At 38.5% G+C, this 21,993-nt stretch carries 22 protein-coding genes; 1 reads left to right on the forward strand and 21 read right to left on the reverse strand.

Annotated features, from left to right (window positions below):
- Positions 1-48: 48 nt before the first annotated feature.
- The 8 genes from U9M49_RS11895 to U9M49_RS11930 form a co-directional block, all read right to left on the reverse strand.
- On the reverse strand, positions 49-378 hold the full coding sequence (locus U9M49_RS11895; RefSeq protein ID WP_322909863.1) for a hypothetical protein: 330 nt from the start codon (positions 376-378) through the stop codon (positions 49-51).
- A gap of 129 nt (positions 379-507) precedes the next feature.
- Positions 508-1,305, reverse strand: a complete 798-nt coding sequence (locus U9M49_RS11900) for an ABC transporter permease (RefSeq protein WP_095371498.1) — start codon at positions 1,303-1,305, stop codon at positions 508-510.
- Positions 1,305-2,246 (reverse strand): ABC transporter permease, encoded by a 942-nt coding sequence (locus U9M49_RS11905; protein ID WP_322909864.1) that lies wholly within the window; start codon positions 2,244-2,246, stop codon positions 1,305-1,307. Before U9M49_RS11905 ends, U9M49_RS11900 begins: the two co-directional genes overlap by 1 nt.
- A complete protein-coding gene (locus U9M49_RS11910; protein WP_095371496.1) occupies positions 2,207-3,307 on the reverse strand; it encodes an ABC transporter ATP-binding protein in 1,101 nt (366 codons plus the stop codon). Before U9M49_RS11910 ends, U9M49_RS11905 begins: the two co-directional genes overlap by 40 nt.
- Positions 3,308-3,328: 21 nt before the next feature.
- On the reverse strand, positions 3,329-4,429 hold the full coding sequence (locus U9M49_RS11915; protein ID WP_095371495.1) for an ABC transporter substrate-binding protein: 1,101 nt from the start codon (positions 4,427-4,429) through the stop codon (positions 3,329-3,331).
- 1 nt (position 4,430) lies between these two features.
- Positions 4,431-5,399: a TAXI family TRAP transporter solute-binding subunit gene (locus U9M49_RS11920; RefSeq protein ID WP_157733854.1), complete on the reverse strand. Its 969-nt coding sequence runs from the start codon at positions 5,397-5,399 to the stop codon at positions 4,431-4,433.
- Positions 5,400-5,541: 142 nt separating this feature from the next.
- Positions 5,542-6,885, reverse strand: a complete 1,344-nt coding sequence (locus U9M49_RS11925) for a sigma-54-dependent transcriptional regulator (RefSeq protein ID WP_095371493.1) — start codon at positions 6,883-6,885, stop codon at positions 5,542-5,544.
- Positions 6,860-8,827: a transporter substrate-binding domain-containing protein gene (locus U9M49_RS11930; protein WP_322909865.1), complete on the reverse strand. Its 1,968-nt coding sequence runs from the start codon at positions 8,825-8,827 to the stop codon at positions 6,860-6,862. The genes U9M49_RS11925 and U9M49_RS11930 overlap by 26 nt, the downstream gene beginning before the upstream one ends.
- Before the next feature lie 218 nt (positions 8,828-9,045).
- Here U9M49_RS11930 and U9M49_RS11935 point away from each other — a divergent pair, with 218 nt between their 5' ends.
- Positions 9,046-9,372, forward strand: coding sequence for a general stress protein (locus U9M49_RS11935; RefSeq protein ID WP_095371491.1), 327 nt, complete (start codon positions 9,046-9,048; stop codon positions 9,370-9,372).
- A 279-nt stretch (positions 9,373-9,651) separates the two neighbouring features.
- Here U9M49_RS11935 and U9M49_RS11940 read toward each other — a convergent pair whose 3' ends face one another.
- The 13 genes from U9M49_RS11940 to mobA all read right to left on the reverse strand — a co-directional run bounded on the left by U9M49_RS11940 (position 9,652) and on the right by mobA (position 21,868).
- The gene (locus tag U9M49_RS11940) at positions 9,652-10,191 is read right to left on the reverse strand and encodes a chromate transporter (protein ID WP_095371490.1); all 540 of its coding nucleotides are present in this window, start codon (positions 10,189-10,191) and stop codon (positions 9,652-9,654) included.
- Positions 10,188-10,718, reverse strand: coding sequence for a chromate transporter (locus U9M49_RS11945; protein WP_095373579.1), 531 nt, complete (start codon positions 10,716-10,718; stop codon positions 10,188-10,190). The genes U9M49_RS11940 and U9M49_RS11945 overlap by 4 nt, the downstream gene beginning before the upstream one ends.
- Positions 10,719-10,792: 74 nt before the next feature.
- Positions 10,793-12,397, reverse strand: a complete 1,605-nt coding sequence (locus U9M49_RS11950; RefSeq protein WP_307316474.1) for a gamma-glutamyltransferase family protein — start codon at positions 12,395-12,397, stop codon at positions 10,793-10,795.
- Between the two features lie 233 nt (positions 12,398-12,630).
- Positions 12,631-13,647: an ABC transporter ATP-binding protein gene (locus tag U9M49_RS11955; RefSeq protein WP_095371488.1), complete on the reverse strand. Its 1,017-nt coding sequence runs from the start codon at positions 13,645-13,647 to the stop codon at positions 12,631-12,633.
- On the reverse strand, positions 13,644-14,627 hold the full coding sequence (locus tag U9M49_RS11960; protein WP_095373578.1) for an ABC transporter ATP-binding protein: 984 nt from the start codon (positions 14,625-14,627) through the stop codon (positions 13,644-13,646). The genes U9M49_RS11955 and U9M49_RS11960 overlap by 4 nt, the downstream gene beginning before the upstream one ends.
- A gap of 8 nt (positions 14,628-14,635) precedes the next feature.
- The gene (locus U9M49_RS11965) at positions 14,636-16,174 is read right to left on the reverse strand and encodes an ABC transporter substrate-binding protein (protein ID WP_095373577.1); all 1,539 of its coding nucleotides are present in this window, start codon (positions 16,172-16,174) and stop codon (positions 14,636-14,638) included.
- A 19-nt stretch (positions 16,175-16,193) separates the two neighbouring features.
- The gene (locus U9M49_RS11970; RefSeq protein WP_095371487.1) at positions 16,194-17,087 is read right to left on the reverse strand and encodes an ABC transporter permease; all 894 of its coding nucleotides are present in this window, start codon (positions 17,085-17,087) and stop codon (positions 16,194-16,196) included.
- Positions 17,088-17,108: 21 nt separating this feature from the next.
- Complete coding sequence (gene nikB, locus U9M49_RS11975; protein ID WP_095371486.1) at positions 17,109-18,050, reverse strand: nickel ABC transporter permease; 942 nt, start codon at positions 18,048-18,050, stop codon at positions 17,109-17,111.
- A gap of 561 nt (positions 18,051-18,611) precedes the next feature.
- Positions 18,612-19,055 (reverse strand): Lrp/AsnC family transcriptional regulator, encoded by a 444-nt coding sequence (locus U9M49_RS11980; RefSeq protein ID WP_224936847.1) that lies wholly within the window; start codon positions 19,053-19,055, stop codon positions 18,612-18,614.
- A gap of 471 nt (positions 19,056-19,526) precedes the next feature.
- The gene (locus U9M49_RS11985; RefSeq protein ID WP_095371485.1) at positions 19,527-20,546 is read right to left on the reverse strand and encodes a thiazole biosynthesis adenylyltransferase ThiF; all 1,020 of its coding nucleotides are present in this window, start codon (positions 20,544-20,546) and stop codon (positions 19,527-19,529) included.
- Positions 20,547-20,550: 4 nt separating this feature from the next.
- Positions 20,551-20,784, reverse strand: coding sequence for a molybdopterin converting factor subunit 1 (gene moaD / locus U9M49_RS11990; protein ID WP_095371484.1), 234 nt, complete (start codon positions 20,782-20,784; stop codon positions 20,551-20,553).
- Entirely contained in the window at positions 20,777-21,241 is a 465-nt protein-coding gene (locus U9M49_RS11995; RefSeq protein WP_095371483.1) for a molybdenum cofactor biosynthesis protein MoaE, read from the reverse strand. Before U9M49_RS11995 ends, moaD begins: the two co-directional genes overlap by 8 nt.
- Positions 21,242-21,271: 30 nt before the next feature.
- Positions 21,272-21,868 (reverse strand): molybdenum cofactor guanylyltransferase, encoded by a 597-nt coding sequence (gene mobA / locus U9M49_RS12000; RefSeq protein WP_218971977.1) that lies wholly within the window; start codon positions 21,866-21,868, stop codon positions 21,272-21,274.
- Positions 21,869-21,993: the final 125 nt, after the last annotated feature.

Consider the following 21,993-nt stretch of genomic DNA (forward strand, 5'->3'; position numbering starts at 1 on the left):
TACAATTATTTCCACTCTCCCACTTTACTCTAGACCTCCTGAGGAGATTTACTCATTTGGGCATTTATCTTCTAGCAAAAATTTAGCTTCTTCTTCAATCATTTCTATATAGTTGTGCTTTTTAAAAGGTTTCGTAAATTTATGGATTCTTCTAAGGCTTCCTTTTACGGAAGTTTTTTCGTTCAGAACATCTACAACAACGGTCAAGTAAACCTTCTCATCATACATGACTAACCCAGTCACTTGGCCATTTTCCGTATCAACTATATATTCAGGGAATATCTTTAATGGAGCAAATAATGCCAACCCTACTTTTCTAGACTTTCTCCCAAACAGCCGAAATAACATATATCTATAAATCTCTTTTAATCTTCTCATTTATATTCACCCTTACTATTGATTAGTCTAACTTTCAAGACACGCTTTGTTTATTCCTGCAATTGTTGTTATGAACGAGCAAAAGCACGCACATATCAATGTGCGCGCTAATCCTGACTAAAGAAATAATTAATGATGGCCCCCACCAAAAACTTTTCCGACACCGTGGATTTTCTCTAAGATGACGATGAGAATCACGGAGATGAATATGACAACACTGGATACAGAGGCAACAATTGGATTATAAGCATCTTGCATGGTAGAGAATATTTCAATTGGTAAAGTGCGTGTTTCAGGAGAGATCATAAAGAGTGAGACCGTTACATTATCAAAGGAGGTTAAGAAAGCGAAAAGGCCACCGGAGATAATTGCAGGTCGGATTAATGGGAGCGTGATTTTCCAGAAGACCGTCCATGGATTGGCGCCTAAAATTGCCCCCGCTTTTTCTAAATTATAATCAAAACCGCTTAAGCCAGTTAACACTAAACGAATCACGTATGGAATACAAATGATAATATGTGAAATTAGGAATCCTATTGACGTACCCGCAAGCATTAATGGTGTGAAGTAAATTAATAATGCTATCCCTAATACAAGCTGAGGTACACTAAGTGGCGCCGTTAAAAAGGATGTAATCGCTGACTTTCCGGGAATATCATACTTGGCAATAGCTAGCGCACCTAGTGTGCCGAATATAACGGCAAATAGTGCTGCAAGCACTGCAAATTGCAAACTATTCATGAAGGCGTCAATAAATTCAGGCCTTTCCAAGATTTTCGTATACCATTGAAACGAAAACCCTTCTGGCGGAAAGCTTGGATAGCTTGCTTTTGTGAACGATGCAGGGATGACAGCGATTAGTGGTATCAAGATGTAGATAATCCCAATAACAGCCAATGCTCCGCGTAATTTCCCAATGGCATTCATTAACGGAACACCTCCTTGAATTTACTCTTCTCAAACCCTCGAGTAAATAAAAAGACTGATAGAAGCGTTGTCCCAAGCAAAACGTATGATAATGCCGATCCAAATGTCCATTGCAGGAGATTATTAATTTGGTCGTATACAACAACTGGCATCACAGGCACATTCGCTCCACCCATAAGTGCCGGTGTTACGTAGGCACTCATCGATAAGCTAAAGACTAAAACGCAACCAGAGACAATACCTGGTAAGCTCAGTGGTAATGTAATCGAAAGGAAGTTCCTTAATAGACTTGCACCTAAGATGGCCGATGCCTTCTCTAATGATGGGTCAATATTGTATAAGCTTGTGACTATAGCTAGTACCATAAATGGTAAATAGGCATTTGAAAGACCTATAATGACACCAACCTCTGAAAACAATAGATTCATAGGCTTGCTAATTAGACCCATATCCATTAATAGTGTATTAACGGTCCCATTAGGTAGAAGTAATAAATACCAGCCAAAGTTACGAACAACAATACTAACTAAAAGAGGTGAAGCAATCAGTAGTGTAATAAGTGCGCGCATTTTTGCAGAAGCCTTTGCCATCGTTAAAGCGATCGGATAACCCAATACGAGCGCAACCAGACTAGATAATAAGCTAATCTTAACCGTAATCCATAAAGAGTTTAAATAATAGCTATCCGTAAAGAGCGTGATATAATTTGATAAACTGTAACTAGCGCCTTCACCACTTAAGCTATCAGTTGAAATAAAGCTTAAGTACAAAATATATAACATCGGTACAACAAAAAATCCGAATAAGAACAAGAGAATCGGTGTTAATAACAACAAGCCAGGTGCCCATGGCTTCCGTTTTTTCACGCGCCTCTCTTGTTGCGGCGGTTGTCCCTTAGGTTCTACTCTTTTCTGATGATTTTGAGCTCTTGCGGCTTCCATCCTACAAACACCTCGCTTCCCTCTTTCCATGATGAACGGTACTCATTTGTTAATATTTGCAGAGATTTCCCCATAAATGCGACATCTATTTCCCAAGAAGTCCCTAAGTAATTCAGTTGTGTGATTTTCGCAGGATGTAGTTCATATCCATCAACAGCCTCTTGTGACTCAGAAATATGAATGTTTTCTGGGCGAATGTATAATTTTACTTCATCCCCTTTTTGGAACGTGCGATTCTCTCCAATCACATTATCCCAACTTACTGATGTGACTTCTTGACCCGCTTGAACCATAATCCGCTTTTGATCTGTTGATGTAACAATACCTTCAAATGAGTTAGATTTACCGATAAATTGAAAAACAAATTCTGTTTTTGGATGTTTGTAGATGGATGTCGGTGTACTAATTTGTTCAATCTTACCTGCATTCATTACTACGACACGATCGGAAAGCGATAGTGCTTCTTCCTGATCATGGGTAACAAAGATAGTCGTTACACCGATTTCTTTTTGTAACCTTTTGATTTCTAAGCGAAGCTCATGCCTTAACTTCGCATCAAGGTTCGATAATGGCTCATCTAATAATAATAATTCCGGTTCAACAACCAACGCTCTGGCGATGGCTACTCTCTGTCTTTGTCCGCCTGAAAGTTCCCGGGGATAGCGATGTTCTAACCCTGATAACTTTACAAGTTCAAGAACACGATCGATTTTCTTTTTTTGTTCTGACTTGGAAATTTTTCTTAATTTTAAACCAAAGCTTAAGTTGTCATAAACCGTCATATGTGGAAAAAGAGAATACGTTTGGAAAACCATACCCAAATCTCTTTTATATGGAGGCACCTTTGTCACCTTTTTTCCTTTAATAAACACATCTCCTTGGTCTGCCTCAAGAAAACCCGCAATTAAATTTAAAGTGGTCGATTTTCCGCATCCAGAAGGGCCAAGCAAGGTGAGAAGCTCACCCTGCCTTACTTCTAAATCGATGGAATTAAGAACAATATTTGATCCGAATTTTTTTATAGCTCCCTTAATTTCTACGTCGCTTATCGCTGTCGTCATCTCATTATGCCTCCTCTTCTATTATTCTAGTAGTTTGCCAATTTCAGGAACGACTTCTTTATTCCAACGATCTGACCATTCCGCTCTAATTTCCGCGAATTGAGGGACATCTGGCTTAAATGTTGGATCATCCTCTGCTATCCCAATAGATTCTTGATATTTTTCAGGTAGTTCTACTCCTTCAGCAATTGGATAGAACCCTTCCTCTGCAATTAACGATTGTGCTTCCTCACTCACAAGATAATCAATAAATTGGAGAGCTTGCTCTTCTTTTGGTGTGTTCTTCACTAAAGTTGCACTAAAGGCTTGTAGTGGAACACCTTCTTTTGGTATCGCCATTTTAATTGGTATACCTGATTCAGCTAAATCACTAATTACATAAGAACCTAAAACAGATAGGTCAGCAGCACCTTGTTGAATCGCTGGCATCACCTGTGTTGAGTTTTTATAGAAAGTGGTTGAGTAACCTGCCAATTCCTTCGCTTTTTCTATACCAGGATTAACGTTATCTGTACTCCCACCATTTGCTATTGCTAACGCGTTTAATGTATTAAATCCCCAGTCATTTGTGATATCAACAAATGCGGTTTTTCCTTCATAATCTCCGGATACAAGGTCATTCCAAGATTCAATTGGTCCCCAACCATTTTTTTCGAATGATTCCGTATTATATGCTGGGGCAATAGCTAAGCCAAAAACTGGTGCCCCCGCACCCTCAACAGATACGAAATCATCAATGACATTGGAGAAGTTCGGTACGTTCTCTTCACTTAATGTCTCAGTTAAATCTTTTTCATTCGCCCGATAAACATCAGTTGGTACAAAGAAAGCGATATCAATATGTGGCGCATTCTTTTGTAACTCTACTTTAGAAAGAATCTCTCCTGATAATCCTGGGATATAATTCACTTTAATACCGGTTTCTTCTTCAAATTTCGGTGCGATTACATCTCTTATCGTTTGTTCAATAACGCCACCATTACCCGCTACCGTAATTGACTTACTATCTGAGCCTCCGCCTTCTGAACTTGCTTGTTCACCGGATTTTTGTGGTGTTGGCGCCCCACAAGCAGCTAGACATAGCAACATAAAAATAGATAATGCCGTAATGATTTTTTTCATTTTACTTTCCCCCTACTTCGTTTATATATTGTTTGGCACCTGGATGAAGCGGAATCGCTATATTAGTTGCTGCTTCTTCAACCGTCATATTTGCTACGGCTGGATGATAGACGGCCCATTCATCTAAGTGCTCATAGATACCTTTTAAAATGTGATAAGCCAGCTCATTAGATAATTCTTCATTCGCATACAGCACGTTTTGTACTGTAACTGTCGGTGTCGGCTCCGTTATTCCCTCATATGTATAGCTCGGAATTTCTTGCCACTCATAACCCTCGTATTGCTGATTTAAGCGCTTACTTGTTTCCTCATCTACCTTAACTAACGTAAGATTCTCCTCCTCTAGCAATTGTTCGATAACTGGATTAGGTAATCCGGAAGAGAGGAAGGCAACGTCAATGGTACCATTGTTCATACCCGCAGCCGATTGGGTAAAGGATAAATACGAAATGTCCATTGTCTCTTGACTAAGCCCTGCTGCGTCTAATAGCCTTTCTGCCGTAAATCTTGTGCCACTTCCTTCTGCACCTAAACTGACTCGCTTACCTTTTAAGTCAGATAAGGATTCAATGGATGGATCTGATGTTACGATTTGCATATAGTTGCGATAGAGATTGGTTAATACATTTAAATGTTTTTGTGATAGTTCATCAGAATACAATACATCAGCCATCGATATCCCAAGCTCTACCTCATTACTACTTACGAGCTTCGCATTTTGAATCGAAGCATTTGTCACTCTTGTACCAAAAGCAGCCTTATTATATTCTTCTAAAATCGTCATTAACCCCGTACCTAGCGGATAATACACACCTGATACATCACCTGTTGCCAGCACGATTGACTTTTTCCCAACCGCTAGTTCTTCTGATGGAGCCTTATATGGATCATAAGAAGACCGGATCTCGGAATGAGTATTCGAACAACCGCTTAACAGAAAAATAATTGCCACCCACAAAAATGACTTCATCCCTACTAACATCCTCCTTAGTTTTATTAATGCAAATGTTGTGCCAAAATTCATAATATTGTTTTATGTATACGCTTACAATTTTATCAAAAGGAAAACCGGCAATTATTTCCGTATGAGGCAGAAAATATTGCCGGTTCTTTTATTTCTTATAATTCTTCAACTTATCCCGCAAACTCCTCTCCGAAATCTGCAAGGAATGAGCGGTTTTTTGCCTATGATCTTTATAGTGCTTAAGGGTAGCAGTAATAACTCGCTTCTCTACCTCCTTCATCGGGATACCAAGTGGTAATTGAATCATTTCATCCTCATTCATCGGATGTTCGGCATGACCTTGGACGAAATGGGGCAAATCTAACACGTCGATTAATCGGTCCATTGATAACGCCACAGCATACTCGATTATATTGCCAAGTTCTCTGACATTCCCTGCATATGGATAATGGAGAAGCACTTCCATCGCTTTCGGTGTCAGACCCTCTTTTTGTTTGTTCATTGATTGATTAAATTTTTGAATCAAATGATTGATGAGTAGCGGGATATCTTCCTTTCTTTGTCTAAGCGGTGGCATATGAATAGGAATCACATTTAAGCGAAAGTATAAATCTTCGCGGAACTCACCGTTTTTGACCATTTGCGCGATATTTTTGTTGGCTGCACTAATAATACGGATGTCGAGTTGCTTTTTCTTATTAGATCCAAGTGGTGTGACTTCACGCTCTTGGATGACTCGTAAAAGCTTTGCTTGTAGAGACAAAGGCAATTCACTCATTTCATCTAGAAATAATGTCCCGCCGTTAGCTGCAACACATTTGCCATCCTTCGATTGAGTGGCTCCTGTAAAGGCTCCTTTTTCGTAACCAAACAGCTCTGATTCTAGTAAATTATCAGGAATAGCCGCACAATTGACAATCTCTAATGGACCTTGATACCTTCTACCCGAAAAATGGATTTCCCTCGCAACTAATTCTTTGCCTGTTCCACTTTCTCCCGTAATAAGTACGCTTGAATCGATGTCCTTAATGCGATCAATCATTGAGAATACTTGTTGCATCGCCTTGCTTGTCCCTAAAAACGCACGTGCTTCCAGTTGTTTATCTTTTGACTCCAGGCGATTTGAGACTTGTTTATATTGCAGTGCGCGCATGATTAACACAGATAATTTATCCATATCAATCGGCTTTTCAATATAATAATAGGCACCTTGTTTAATTGCCTCAATCGATGTCTCAATGCTAGCAAAAGCTGTCATCATAATGGCCGTGAGCTCCGAACGTATTTCCCTCACTTTCTTTAAAATATCTAGACCGCTAACAGCCCCCATTCTTAAGTCTAATAAGACGATATCGATTCGTTTACTCTTCACCCACTCTATCCCTTCCTTTGGGTCTATGGTTGTATATACTTGATAATCATCTTCTAAGGCAAACTTTATTGACATACAAATCGCAGCTTCATCATCAATGACGAGTAGACCTGGCTTCATTGAGCGAATCCTCCTCTCGATAAATAGGTAAAGTAATGACGAACCGTGTCCCTTCTTCTTTCGTACTTGTTACGCTAATGTCCCCATTGTTTTCTTGTACTAAATGATAAGAAAGTGTAAGCCCTAGACCGACTCCTTTTGCTTTTGTCGTATAAAACGGATCAAAAATATGATGTTGTTGCTCCACACTCATCCCTTCACCATTATCTTTAATTGAAATTTCTCCGCATTCTCCATCTAGATGATACATTTCTAACTCTATACGCTTCCCAGTAACATTCTTTACTGCATCCACCCCATTCAGTAAAATGTTCAAAAGTACTTGTCTAATTTGCTGCGGATCAATATAAAAAACTAACCCATCTGGTACTTTTAATTGAAAGTCAATGTGCTCATCCTTCATCGTTACATGTAAGAATGTCAGCATAGTAGTTAACTCAGATGCAGAACATGGCTGAATACGTGGGGTACTTGGTCTCGCATAATCAATAAGATCGGTGACAATCTGATTTAGCCGGTCAACTTCTTTTGGTAAATGTTTGACTAACATCTCTTGAAAGTCTTTTTGTGCTATTTTTCTTGGAATTAAATTGATAAATGTTTTAATGGATGTTAATGGGTTTCTTATTTCGTGAGCAACACCGGCGACTAACTGTCCAAGCGCATGAAGCTTTTCCTGTGTGAGTAACTTCTGCTCTAATTGGACCTTTTCCGTTTCATCTCTGATAGTAAGCAAATACCCTGCTTGATTTTCCAAAGAATTATACATTTCGTTCAATGAATAATAGATAATTTTCCGTTGACCGTTTCGATGAAGCACGAATTGATTGGCACTATCATGATAGAATTGCGTTCGTACTTCTTTAAAAATGGGTGAATGCTCAATCCCCTCTTGTTGGGGCCACTCTAAAATATCAAGTGCCCTTGAATTGCAACTCGTCATCATAAAGTTCAAATCAAAAGTAATAATGCCAGCATCTATATTATTGATTATTTGATCTTTAAAAGCATTGCTATCAGCGGTACGTTGCCGTTGGTCATGCAAATCCTCATTCAAAAGAGTCAGTTCTTTCGTATGTTCATTGACAGCTAATTTCAACCGATAATTCCATATATAGATGAGAATAAGAATAAAACCACCAATGGCCATAAATATTGATAAAATGGTAATGAAATCCTTTAACCTTGTGATTTCCTCTTCATTTTCACCTTTCGTCCAAAAATCAACCAGCTGGTTCATTTCCCCTGTTGCCTTTAAATCAATGATGGCTTTATCTAAGAACTGTCGAAATTCCTCGTCCCCTTCTTGTACAGCTACAGCATAATCTGCAGGATCCAAAATGATATCTAACACAACATATTGTTTCTCTAACTCATACCGATCTAAAAAAAAATATGAGGTCCATTTGTTGCCAATAAAAACATCCGCGCGGCCATTCCAAAGCATAAATAAACCGTTGTATTGGTTAGTCGTCACAGTAAAGTTATTATTTCGCAAGTTTATTAATGTATTTAATCCAGCCGTATCTTCTTTTAATACTATATGCGTATCCCGCAAATCTTCTATATTCTCTACTTCGTCTTTCAAGCGTCTAGGTATCACTAATGAATCCGACATCGTAAAATAAGGGGTGGAAAAGTCCATATACTTCTCCTTGTCTATACTATAGGTGACCCCGGCAACACCATCTATTTCTCCCCTTCTTAACGCTTCCTCAGCTTGCTTTCCATCCATAGGGATAAACTCAAACTTCACATCATTTTTGTCGGCTATCCTTTCTAAGATGGCAATGCTTAAGCCTTGTAGCTCCCCGTTTTGATTAAGATAAGAAAATGGTGGAAACGCTTTTTCTGTTCCTATTCGATACACTTGTTCTTCTGCTAAGACATGAGTGAATGGGAAGAGAGTGAAAAACATGAAAACGAGCAATACTTTGCGCAAAATGATCTCCTTATTATGTTAGAAAATTATAAATATTTTATATTTAAATAATAAATAAATCACTTTCATAACACAAGGCTCCAAAGAACATTTTTATCTATCAATTAATGATTCTATTTTTTACCAATAAACATTAAGGTTTAATCTATTGTAGAACGGATATATATACACTAAGAAGAGACACAAGATACTCTTCAAAAAAGAGGAGGATGTAAACTATGTATAAAATCGAAGTTGTAGAAAACGGAGTACAGGCGGTTAGCATCATTAACTCTCTTGAAAACGAAGGTTATACTAAGAAGGATATATACTTATTCGCACATGACAGAGACCGCTCAGAAAATTTAACAGATGCAACAGATACAAATGATATTGGTATGAAAGAACAAGGTGTTTTTGACTCCATCGGAAACGTCTTCAAAAGCCGAGGCGATGAATTACGTTCTAAAATGAGATCAGTTGGTATGACTGATGTTGAAGCTGAGAGGTATGAAGAAGTACTTGATCAAGGTAAACTTGTTGTTGTCGGCTCTACTAAAAACTAATCTTTATGTCTAATATAATTCCCCCCATTTCACTATATATGACCGGTAGCGAATCGCTACCGGTTTTTATAATTAAAGAGTAGGATGAAAGATTAATAGATTTTTCTCACATATTCCCTTCTATTGATGACTTCATTTCAGCATGAGCATCTTGCAAACAGGGCAATCGTCCTTCTCAGATTAAAGAACGAAGTTGCGAATCCATTTGCAGATATCCCTCTGTGATAACTTGTTGAACCAAAGCAGTTTTTCATTCGGTCTTACGTTCTCTCACCTAGACTAATAGATAATCAATCCCGAAATGGCCCCTACGGCTAAAGCGATACTAATAACAATGGCGGGGTGCATTTTCATTTTTTCTAATAAAAAATAACTACCAATGACCATCAAAAGAGAATAAACCATCCCTAATGAAGAGAAGGAATCCTTCAGAAATTGGAAGGTCATGACGGCTAGCAACACAGCGATCACTGGACGGACAATTTTAGAAATATTTTTGACTTGAGGGGTGTCTTTATATTTCATTAAAATCGCCATCAGTACGAGCATTAAGATAATCGAAGGAGCTATTGTAGCAAAGAGGGCAACGAAACTACCTAAAATTCCCCCTTCTGCGTAGCCGATATAACCGGCCATTTTCGTCGCAATCGGCCCTGGCAAGGAATTCCCAATCGCTAGGACTTCACTAAATTCTTGAGTGGACATCCAGCCATATTTACCGACGACTTCATTTTCAATTAAGGGAATGGTCGCAGGTCCACCACCGTAACCAAGAATACCTGGAATAAAGAAAGCTAAAAAGATTTCCCAATAAATCATGATGGATTCTCCTTCCTCTTAAAAGGAATAAAGACGGAAATAATTAATATCATGATGAGAATACCTGGATGCAAGTGCGTCACTTCTGTAAGTAAGAAAGACGCTAATATGAGAATAATAGCTTTCTTCCACCCAAGCGTCGTGCCCGATTTCTTTACAAATTCCCAAGTCATTTGCGCCAGCATCACAGCTACAACCGGGACAATCGATGCTGACATATGCTTTACCCATGGAATATCTTTATAAGCTTGTAAAACTTGCAGAAGACTTATAAGGATAATAACAGTAGGGAGAACGGAAGAAACAAGGGCATTAATCATTCCTACGATTCCTCCGACACGGTAGCCAATGTAACCGGCCATCTTTGTCGCAATGGGGCCTGGCATCGTGTTAGCCAATGCCAAAGTATCGGCAAACTCTTCTTCTGTCATCCATTTGTATTTCTTTACTGCTTCTTGCTGGAATAGTGGTATAGAGGATGGTCCACCGCCAAACCCTAACATTCCAGTACGGAAGTTCCCAATCATTAATTCTTTTTGTAAACGTAAGCCTTGGCGTGTTTGAGGCTTAGCTTCTTCTCGTTGTTTTTCTTTCGCTGATGCTACCAAGCGGCAATCGTACCATCTGTACGGGATTCAGTTCCACCCATTAATACACCAGTCTCAGGATTACGCCAAATGATTTGCCCACGCCCAAAGCTTCCTCCATCCGGTGTAATTGTAACTTGATGACCCCTTCTTTCTAACTCTTGCACTATATAATTAGGAAACTCTGGTTCTACGAAAATAGATTTTTCTTTCATCCATTGCCATCTTGGCATATCTAGTGCAGCTTGCGGATTTAAGGCATAGTCGACCGTATTGGTTACTACTTGGAAATGACCTTGTGGTTGCATATAGCCGCCCATTACACCAAAAGGACCAACTGCCTTACCATCTTTTGTTAAGAAGCCAGGGATGATTGTATGATAAGTCCGTTTGCCACCTTTTAAATAATTCGGATGATTGTCATCCAATGAGAAATCATGACCTCTATTTTGTAAACTAATGCCCGTACCTGGGATCACAATTCCTGAGCCAAAGCCCATGTAATTACTCTGAATATAAGAAATCATATTTCCTTCTTCATCTGCAGCAGCTAAATATACTGTACCGCCTTTCGGCAACTCATAAGGTTCCGGATTGGAAGCGATATCCGAAATTGTTTGACTGCGTTTATCCGCATACTCCTTAGAAAGTAACTCTTCTGTTTCAATAGGCATATCTGCTGCCTCTGTAATAAATGCTTTTCCATCGGTAAAGGCAAGTTTCATCGATTCAATTTGTTCATGAAGCGTTTGGGCTGATTGCCATTGTGGCTTTGACAATCTCTCAAAATTATTAAGTGCCATCAACGCAACCATTCCTTGACCATTCGGAGGAATCTCCCATACATCGTAACCTCTGTACTGAGTAGAGATAGGATTTACCCATTCAGGCTCATATTTACACAGATCTTCTTTTGTTAAAAAACCTTCATGTTTCTTCATAAAAGCATCCATTTGTTCCGCTAATTCACCCTCATAAAAGGAGCGACCTTCCGACTCTCCAATTGCTTGAAGGGTTTTAGCGTGCCCTTCTGAACGCCATAATTCACCGATTTCTGGTGCTCTTCCCCCCGGTGCGAACGTTTCGAACCATCCTTCGAAAGCCTCATCCGTAAATTCTTCTTTAAACTTCGTATATGCCCTTTTCCAATACTTCCCTAGAATCGGTGTCAGCGGATAGCCCTCTTCTGCATATCTAATCGCTGGCTTTAATGATTCAAGTAAAGATAGTTTACCGAACCGTTTCGATAACGTTGCCCATGCGGCTGGTACCCCAGGTACAGTAACAGGGATGGTACCGTATGTTGGCATTTTTGTGAATCCACGCTTTTTAACCTCATCAGCAGAAATGGATTGAGGTGCAGGGCCAGAAGCATTTAATCCATGAAGTTGATCTTTTACCCAAACGAGAGCAAAGGCATCTCCACCGATTCCATTTGAAGTTGGCTCAACGACTGTTAATGCTGCAGCTGTTGCAATCGCTGCATCAATCGCATTCCCCCCTTTTTGCAATATCTCAATACCTGCTTGTGCTGCTAAAGGCTGTGAAGTCGCTACCATTCCTTTTTTAGCGAACACTGTATGTCTTTTTGCCGAGAATGGGTGATGTAAGTAATCCAAATTAACCTCTCCTTTTACATTTGTAAATATAAAATCAATTTTAACTTACGTAATGTATATTACACATTACAGATTATAGAATAAAATTAATGATAATAACAGGATTTAAATCTAATATATTTTAAATTCTCCAAAAACAATATGTTAATTATCTAGATTATTCTTACACAAATGTTAACCTACAATAAAAACACGAGATGCTAGCTAACAGCACCTCGCTCTTCAAAGGAATTTCACTTCGCTTCTTTAAAAATAGATTCCCCAGCAAAATGACAAGCTGCATAATGTTCCTCACCGTACTCTCTCCATTGAGGCTTCTCTTCCATACATTGTGTCCTCGCTATTGGGCAACGTGTATGAAAGGGACAACCAGAAGGAGGATCTGCCGGATTCGGTAAATCACCTTGTAATCTTATTCTATTTCGTTTCTTTTCAATAGAGGGTCTAGGAATAGCAGAAAGTAATGCTTGTGTATAGGGATGTAGAGGAGCATTATATAAATCCTCTACCTTTCCCTCCTCAACCGTATTCCCTAAATACATCACTAGTACTCTATCGCAAAAATAACGAACAACACCTAAGTCATGAGAAATAAACATATAAGATAGTTGATACTTTTGCTGTAAGGTTTTCAATAACTTTAACACCTGTGCTTGGACAGATACGTCGAGAGCAGATACTGCCTCGTCACAAATGATAAAGGATGGATTTAAACAGATGGCACGTGCAATCCCAATTCTCTGCCTTTGTCCACCACTGAATTCATGAGGAAAACGATCATAATGCTCTTCTTTTAAGCCTACTTCTTTTAATAAATCTAAAACCGCTAACTTTTTTTCTTTACTGGACATAGATGTATGTATGGAAAAAACCTCTGCTATAGCTGGACCTATTTTTTGTCTAGGATTTAAAGAAGCAAAGGGATCTTGGAAGATCATTTGCATTTCTTTCACAAATTTAAGCTTTTCTTTTTTTCTTAATGATTGTATTTCGGTCTCTTTGAATTTAACTGTCCCGGCCGTTAATTCTTCTAATCCTAGAATGGCTTTTCCTAACGTCGATTTTCCACACCCTGACTCTCCTACAACACCTAAACTTTCACCTTCATATAATTTAAAAGAAACATTTTCTACTGCTTTCACATGAGATTGTACCCTTTGCAACAAACCACCCTTGATTGGGTAGTACTTCTTTAACTGGTTAATTTCAAGAAGGGTCTTTTTTCTCCCATTATCATTTGCGACACTCATGGATTTGTTACCTCCTCTGCTTCAAGCCAGCAACTCACCGAATGAGAGTGAGACAAATCAAAGGCAGGTGGCTCTTGTTGTTTACATGTTTCCATGGCAAATTTACAACGGTCGTGGAATCGGCAACCTTGAATTTGTTGATTTAAACTAGGTAAAGAACCAGGAATAGCTTCAAGTTCAAAGTCAGGTTTGTCTACATCTGGTACAGAATTTAACAGTCCAACGGTATAAGGATGTTTTGGATGATTAAAAATCTCCTCTACTGTCCCTTCTTCTACCTTTTTCCCTGCATACATAACCATTACTCTGTCAGCTACTTCTGCAACAACACCCATATCATGAGTCACCATGATTACGCCCATATGATATTCTTGCTTTAAATCATTAATCAAATCTAGAATTTGCGCTTGAATCGTCACATCTAACGCAGTCGTCGGTTCATCTGCAATCAGTAATCCGGGGTTACATGACAACGCAATCGCGATCATTACCCTTTGACGCATGCCTCCACTTAATTCATGTGGATATTGACTCATTCTTTTCTCAGGATAAGGAATACCCACACTTTTCAGAAGATCAATTCCCTTTTTATGGGCTTCTTTTTTAGATAATTTCTCATGAATTATTAGAGGTTCTCTTAACTGATAGCCTATCGTTAAAACAGGATTCAGCGCTGTCATCGGTTCTTGAAATATCATCGAGATTTGGTTGCCACGAATCTGTCTCATTTGTTCAGCTGTATGACTTTGAATAGCCTCTCCCTCATACTTAATTTCTCCACTTGCAATTCTACCGTTACTAGGTAACAATCCAATAATTGAGAGAGAAGTTATACTTTTACCACAGCCCGATTCGCCAACAATACATAATGTCTCACCCTTATTTAGCGAGAATGAAACATCGCGGACAGCAGGTAAATACCCGTCTGCTGTCCGAAACTCTGTAATCATATTTTTCACTTCTAGTAAAGCCTCTCCCATTGTTGCACCTACTTTCTTGTTACTTCTGATAGATTCCATTTACCAGTTGCTTCTAAAAGTAGACCTTCATAAGATTGATCCATTGCAGCTGTTACGATGGAGTGATACATAATAACGACTGCATCGTCATCTAACATTAAGCGATTAGCTTGATCTAATAGTTCTAACCGTTTATCTTGGTCTGTTGTTGTTCTCGATTCATCTACTAATTGATCAAATGCTTCGTTACTATATTGTGCTCTATTTGATGCACCTACATTATCAGTGTGGAAATTAGGATAAAATAATTCTGAGCCATCAGCCGTTAAGTTAGACCAGCTTAAGAAGGTTAAATCAAAGTTCCCTTGTCTTGCCGTATCTAGGAATGAAGCCCATTCCATTGACTCAATTTCGATGTTAAACCCGGCCTCTGACAATTGCGCTTGAACGATTTCAGCCATCAGTAAGAAATTACTTCTATTTGGTGTTAATAACTTATACGTTTTCTCTCCAAATCCATTTTCCTCTACTAAACTTTTAGCCTTTTCTAAATCATAAGGTGTACCTGCTTCAGCAGCAGATTCTACGTACCCAAATACTTTTGGCCCTATGACACTATCACTGCGAATGCCTAACCCATTCATTTTTGAAACAACAGCATCCCGGTCAATCGCGCTAGCAAAAGCTTCACGTAATTTTGCATCTTGGTATTCTTCTTTTCCATGATTCACAGTGAAATAGTATTCTGGTGTCCCATCCACCTTTTCAACTGTTACATTCTTAAGACTTTCAATTCTTTCAATCTGTTCCATAGGAAGGTTATCAATAAATTGTACTTCTCCTGTTTGTAACATCGAGATTGCTGTTGATATTTCTGGAACAACTTTAAAAATTAATTGTTGAATCGCAGGTGCGCCATCACGATAGTCTTCATTTGCTTCTAATACGACTTGATCCCCTGGTACCCATTTCGCAAATTTGAATGGCCCTGTACCGACAGGCTCTTTATTTAAATCTCCCTCTTTATCAGCTGTTGGGCTTACAATGGCTGCATTAGAATGTGACAGTGCCGCTAGAAAAGGACCGTATGGATATTTAGTTTTGATTTCAACTGTGTAATCGTCAATCACATTAATAGATTCAACCGGCTCCATTAGTGAAGCTCGTGGGGCTGCTGTCTCTGGATCTCTTAATTTATCAAAAGTATATTTAACAGCTTCTGCATTAAAGTCTGTTCCATCATGGAACTTAACTCCTTCTTTTAATTTAATCAGCCAAGTGTTCTCATCTGGATTTTCATAAGATTCAGCTAATTTAGGTTCTATTTCCATTGTTTCTGTATTTCTATCAAACAACTTTTCATACACATGGTCAGTCACATTAGCTGATGCACTATCATTTGTCATAATAGGTGATAGCCCTACTGCATCTGATAGTGAAGCATATGTAAATGTATCGATTTTACCGTTCCCTTCACCCTCCCCACTTGCCGGTTCATTACCGCTTGAACAAGCAGATACAATCATTAATGTGAATATCGCTAGTATTGCTAATAACTTTTTCCTCATTCTTAATTCCCCCCAAATTTTATACATTCATATTAGGATCAATGGCATCTCTTAATCCATCCCCTAATACATTAAAAGCAAATACAGTTAACATGATGGCAATCCCAGGTACAATCGTTAGATGTGGAGATGACCACATAAAAGCCTGTCCTTGCGAAATCATTGATCCCCATTCAGGGGTAGGTGGTTGTGCACCTAAGCCTAAATAGCTTAATGCAGCTGTTGAAAGAATAGCCGTAGCCATTCGCATTGTGGCAAAAACTATAATAGGCGCAAAACAATTTGGTAATATATGTTTAATCATAATACGAAGATCTGAAGCACCTACCGATTTCATGGCCATAATATATTCTTTTTCCTTTATCGATAAAACGGACCCTCGCACAATTCGTGCACAGGAAGGTATCGACCAAATACTTATAGCGATAGCTACATTTACTAAACTTGTACCGAGTACAGCAATAATGAGCATAGCAAGTAAAATCCCTGGGAATGAAAATAATAAATCGACAAATCTCATAATAATGCCATCTAATTTTTTGTAATATCCACCAAGTAAACCTAGCGTAACGCCACCAAGAAGGCCGAGCACTACAGCTACGATCCCTACTAATAGAGAAATTTGTGAGCCATAAACAATTCGGCTCCAAACATCTCTTCCATAATTGTCTGTGCCTAACCAATGACCCTCACTAAATACAGGTAATTCACTAGCTGATAGGTCCTGCTTCACGGGATCGTGGGTTGCAATAATAGGTGCCAACAACGCCATGGCGATTTGAAGAATGATAATGATTAACCCTAGAACCGCTAACTTATTTCGTAGCAACCTTTTTATAATTAACAACCACTCATTATCCTTTTTCGGTGTTACTGCTACTGGACTATTCGTTGCCTGAACAACCTCTGGCATCAGTTTTTCCTCCCTTCGTCATTACTGATATTTAATCCTTGGATCAATATATGTATAAACCACATCAACGACTAAATTCACAACAACAAAGAGTGTAGCTACTAAAAGAACAGAGCCTTGTACCATCGGAAAATCTCTAGCTGCTATGGCGTCAATCATTAGCCTACCTACACCATTAATCGCAAATACTTTTTCAGTGATAATGGTCCCTCCTAATAGCGAACCAAAGTTCACACCAATCACTGTCAAAACAGGAATCATCGCATTTTTTAATGTATGAATCCATATAACTTCGCGTTCTTTTACACCTTTTGCTCTTGCTGTTCTTACATAATCTGCCCTTACTACTTCAAGCATAGATGATCTCGTCATTCTAGCAATCATCGCAGCTGCCCCTGTCCCTAAAGTGATTGCAGGTAAGATTAATTCCTTCACCCCTTCAATGGTATACCATGGTGAAGATAACCCACCGACCGGGAGTAGTTGTAAGTTAACGGAAAATATAAGGATAAGGACAGCACCCATCCAAAAGTTCGGTATAGAGATACCCGCAAGAGCAAAGGTTGTTGACCCTACATCTAGCCAAGAATTTTGTTTAAGAGCTGATATCAACCCTGTTAAAATACCAATAACAATGGCGACAATCATACTGGCAATTGCTAACTTTAGCGTATTTGGCAGTCTTACCCCAATCGCCTCAGCTACAGACTGTTGGTTTTGATATGAATATCCTAAATCACCTTGTACAAGATCTACTACATAGCGACCATATTGTGTAAGAAAAGGGTCATCTAAACCAAGATTATCTCTTATCGCCTCCACATCTTCTTTTGATGCTGTTGGCCCTCCAATCATTGATGCCGGGTCACCAGGCGCCAAATACATGGATGAGAATACAAGAAAGGAAATACCAAATAGTAGAATCACAAGTTGAAAAAATCTTCTGAATATAAATCCGACCAATTTCACCCCTCCTTCGAAATCATTTGTTAATCATTTTCCTTTTTTTAATTACTAAATGTTTAAAATAATTTAAAAATGATTATAAAACATAAATATACAAAATTCTATATATTTTTTCATTTTTTTAAATTATTTTTTATTTCAATTTCCTTTTGTTTTCATTATTTTACAAATATGTTCATTATGTAACTTAAGTATAATTATTTATTATCTTTTAGTTATCGATAGGTAAAGCGTTTTCAAAAACAAAAGGTAATTTACCAATTTCTTGTCCCACACAAAAAAAAGACCCGCCAGTGGCGAGTACCTGTTTTTCAAAAAATATTTAAGTTTAATAGGGTATCAAATCTCGTTGATCAGGAATCTAGCAAAGTTAGGAGGTTTTCTTTTCAAAAGACGGACAAATTGGTTGGTGCTGTTCAGCTATCTTTTCGGTTGTTCCGAAGTTGGACGTGCTACTTGGGATTACCTCCGCTATCTATCAGAATGTCTAATCAGAAGTTCCAATTGGCTTAATTGTTATTATCGCAGCTTGCATTCGATACAAAATAAGCAATGTTACTACAATTTTAACCCGCGACGACTTTTAAATCTTCTTAGCAATATGTTACTTTCCACACGCGTAATGCCATCTAGGGCATATAATTCTTCGTTAATAAACCTCTCAAGTGCATCAAAGTTATCTACTAACACATGTGTATGTAAAGTAGAGGGGCCGGTCATTTGGTAACAACTAGCAACACTTGCATTCTCCGCCAACGCCTCGGCTACTTTCACTAACGAACTCGGTTCACAATCAATCTCAAAAAAAGCGGAAACTTCTTTCCCTGCCTTGCCACTATTAATCACAACTGTAAACTGTTCAATCACACCATCTTCAACAAGTTTAGACACTCTTTCCCTTACGGCTACTCGGGAAAGACCTAATTGTTTACCAATATCAACATAAGACATTCTACCATTTTCAATTAATAAATCTAATATCTTCTTATCGACCTGATCCAAAAAAACACCACCTTCTCTTTTGACTATGTAAAAAATGAAATTAACCTGTATATTTAATTATCATATCAAACAGAAATTATCAAATACTATTTACGCTGTTGTCTCATTTAATGATTTTTTTACGAAAACAGCGTTACACAGTTAGCGATATGAGAGACAATGATTCAATCTTTTTTATACCACCTCCGACGGTATACACGGAATTGTAATAATATACGGTGTACAGATTCGTTTTGTTTCCTTTCTGTGTTTGCTTCTGACCGAACTTCAAATCGCTTTAACTCGACACTCAATTCAGTTTTCGATCTAAAATAACCTGCGTTGGTTGAGATTTCCCGTTTCCCCACTCTACTTATTGGACTTCTTATATGTTATGTTCATATCGGCAATAACACCCACCATGTTGTTTGTTTTTGGCTCCTTAAAAGCAAACAAGAAAAACCGCTCTTCAAACAGAAGATGCGGTTCTTATTAACCTAATAATTTTTGGTAGATGGAGCGTGCTTGTGCCAGGTCTTTTGTTCCGTGGATGAGTGCCCGACCATCTTGGAAGATTACAACTCTTTCTGGTTTCAGATCAATTGACAAAAGGTACGGGTTCCCTTTCGTGTCATAGCCCGACACCTTCATTTGTTGAGATAGCCTTTGCAAGTCTAATTGCTGGACAGTCGATGGCCTCACTTGCACCGTATCTCTTCCACAAAGTACAGTCGTCTTTGTTAAGTTTTCTTGTTGGAGAAACGGATAGGTCGGTGCCTCCCCACATGATAAGCAACCTGTATCCTTTATTTTAGCAACCTTTATATTCGAATATTGATTTCGCCACATGTCAAAGCTTGTAAAAGTCGTGCGAATGGCATCTAAGTCACCTACCAATATCTTGAGTGCTTCTGCGGTTTGATGAGCGATAACCATTTGCACAGCAGGAGCTATAATTCCACCTGTATCACAGGTCATACCTTGAATAGGAATCTTCTTCAACAAGCAATGCAGACAGGGTGTCACACCAGGAATAATGGTTAAACTCATTCCAAAGCTGCCGACACATGCACCATAAATCCATGGAATGTGATGTTTTTGTGATATATCATTTAAGAGCATTCGCGTTTCAAAATTATCTGTCGCATCAAGAATTAAATCAACTTCACTAACGAGATCTTCTAACAAAGACGGCACAGCATCAGCTACCATCGCCACCACTTCAACTTCTGAATTAATCGCCATTAGTCTCTTCTTAGCAGCAATAGCTTTAGGCAACTTCTCTTTTACATCCTCTTCCGTATAAAGCTGTTGTCTTTGGAGATTACTTGCTTCTACGTAGTCGCGGTCAATGATGGTTAACTTGCCTACACCCGAGCGAACTAACACTTCAGCATTGCCAGAACCAAGTGCCCCCGCCCCTATCATTAAGACATGCTTACGCCCAATGAGTGATTGCCCTTTTTCACCAATGGGAGAAAATAATAATTGCCTTGAGTATCTATCATTCATTACATTAGCCTCCACTAACTGGCGGAATAAAGGCAATCGTATCCCCTTCTTGAATCACATCATCATCTTCAGCAAACTCTTCGTTGATCGCTGTCATGACACTATCAATTGATGATAAACCATACGTTTCATGTACTTCTTGTTTTAACGCTAATACGCTCTTACCTTTCGCCTCTATTTGTAAACTTTCCACACCAACTTCATCCTTTAAATGAGCAAAAAACAATACATTATTCATCTAGATGTTTCGCCTCCGGTTTCCCTTCAGGATAAGATACTTTTTCCAATTGGTCGCCAATCCATTCTTGTCCATCTTCCCAATGTTCTTTTTTCCAAATGGGTACGATTTCTTTAATACGTTCAATGGCATATCGGTTTGCTTCATAAGCATCAGCACGATGAGGTGTCGAGACAGCAATCACAACAGCAACGTCCGTTATATCTAATTTACCTACTCTATGCACTATTGCTACTTCGGCTCCTTGCCATCGCTCCCTAATTTCCGTGCCAATTTGCTCAAGCTTTTTTATAGCCATACTTTCATATGCCTCATATATTAAAAACAAAGTCTTCTTACCTTTAGTTAATTCTCTTACTGTTCCAATAAACGTCGTAATAGCGCCTGCGTTTCTTTGTACGACATGATCAATTACTTCTTGTATATTGATTGGCTCTTTTGAAATTCCAAACTTCATTTTAACACCTCGCATCTAAGTTCTATTTTATCAATTCTTACTAGAAATTTGTATTGCTTTCCTCCAATCACTCGGGTCATTCATATTGAAGAAGCTTTGTTCAAAATTAACTAGACGATGCCGAGTTACATCTTCTTCTGTTACTTTTTTTACCTTTAACTGATTTAAGAATAACTGTAGCTTCAAATCATTTGCCTCTAAACATTTCTCTACTATTTCCCTTACTCTCTTATGGTAGACAGCAAGAAGTGGATGAATTTGACCATTCACTTCAGGAATAACTGCTGAATAGCCTTCGAGATGGTTTAAAAGCCATTTCATTGTTTCAGCCGTAACAAAGGGCATATCACAAGCAACAATAATATTTTCATCATTTGTAGAATGATATAGGCCAGACTCAATTCCAGCTAACGGACCTTTATTAGGGTAGCGATCACTTACCTTTTTAACAGGGAGGAAATGATAATCTTCTGGTGTATTTGTTACAATAAGAATATCATTCGTTACGGATTGCAACTCCCTTACTAGGCGTTCGATTACTGTTTCCCCATTCACCGCTAACAAAGCTTTATTTTCCCCCATCCTACTCGACTTACCACCCGCTAAAATAATTCCGGTACTCTGCATACTACCACCTTTTTCACCATTCACGTCTATATATACCATTAAAGCGATTTTCCGGCGGCTATGCAATGGATAAAACTGAAAGATAGACAAACAGGAAAATGTTTGTTAATTTAAACAATGTCCAA

Source organism: Cytobacillus sp. OWB-43 (assembly GCF_034651445.1).
GTDB classification, from domain to species: domain Bacteria; phylum Bacillota; class Bacilli; order Bacillales; family Cytobacillaceae; genus Cytobacillus; species Cytobacillus kochii.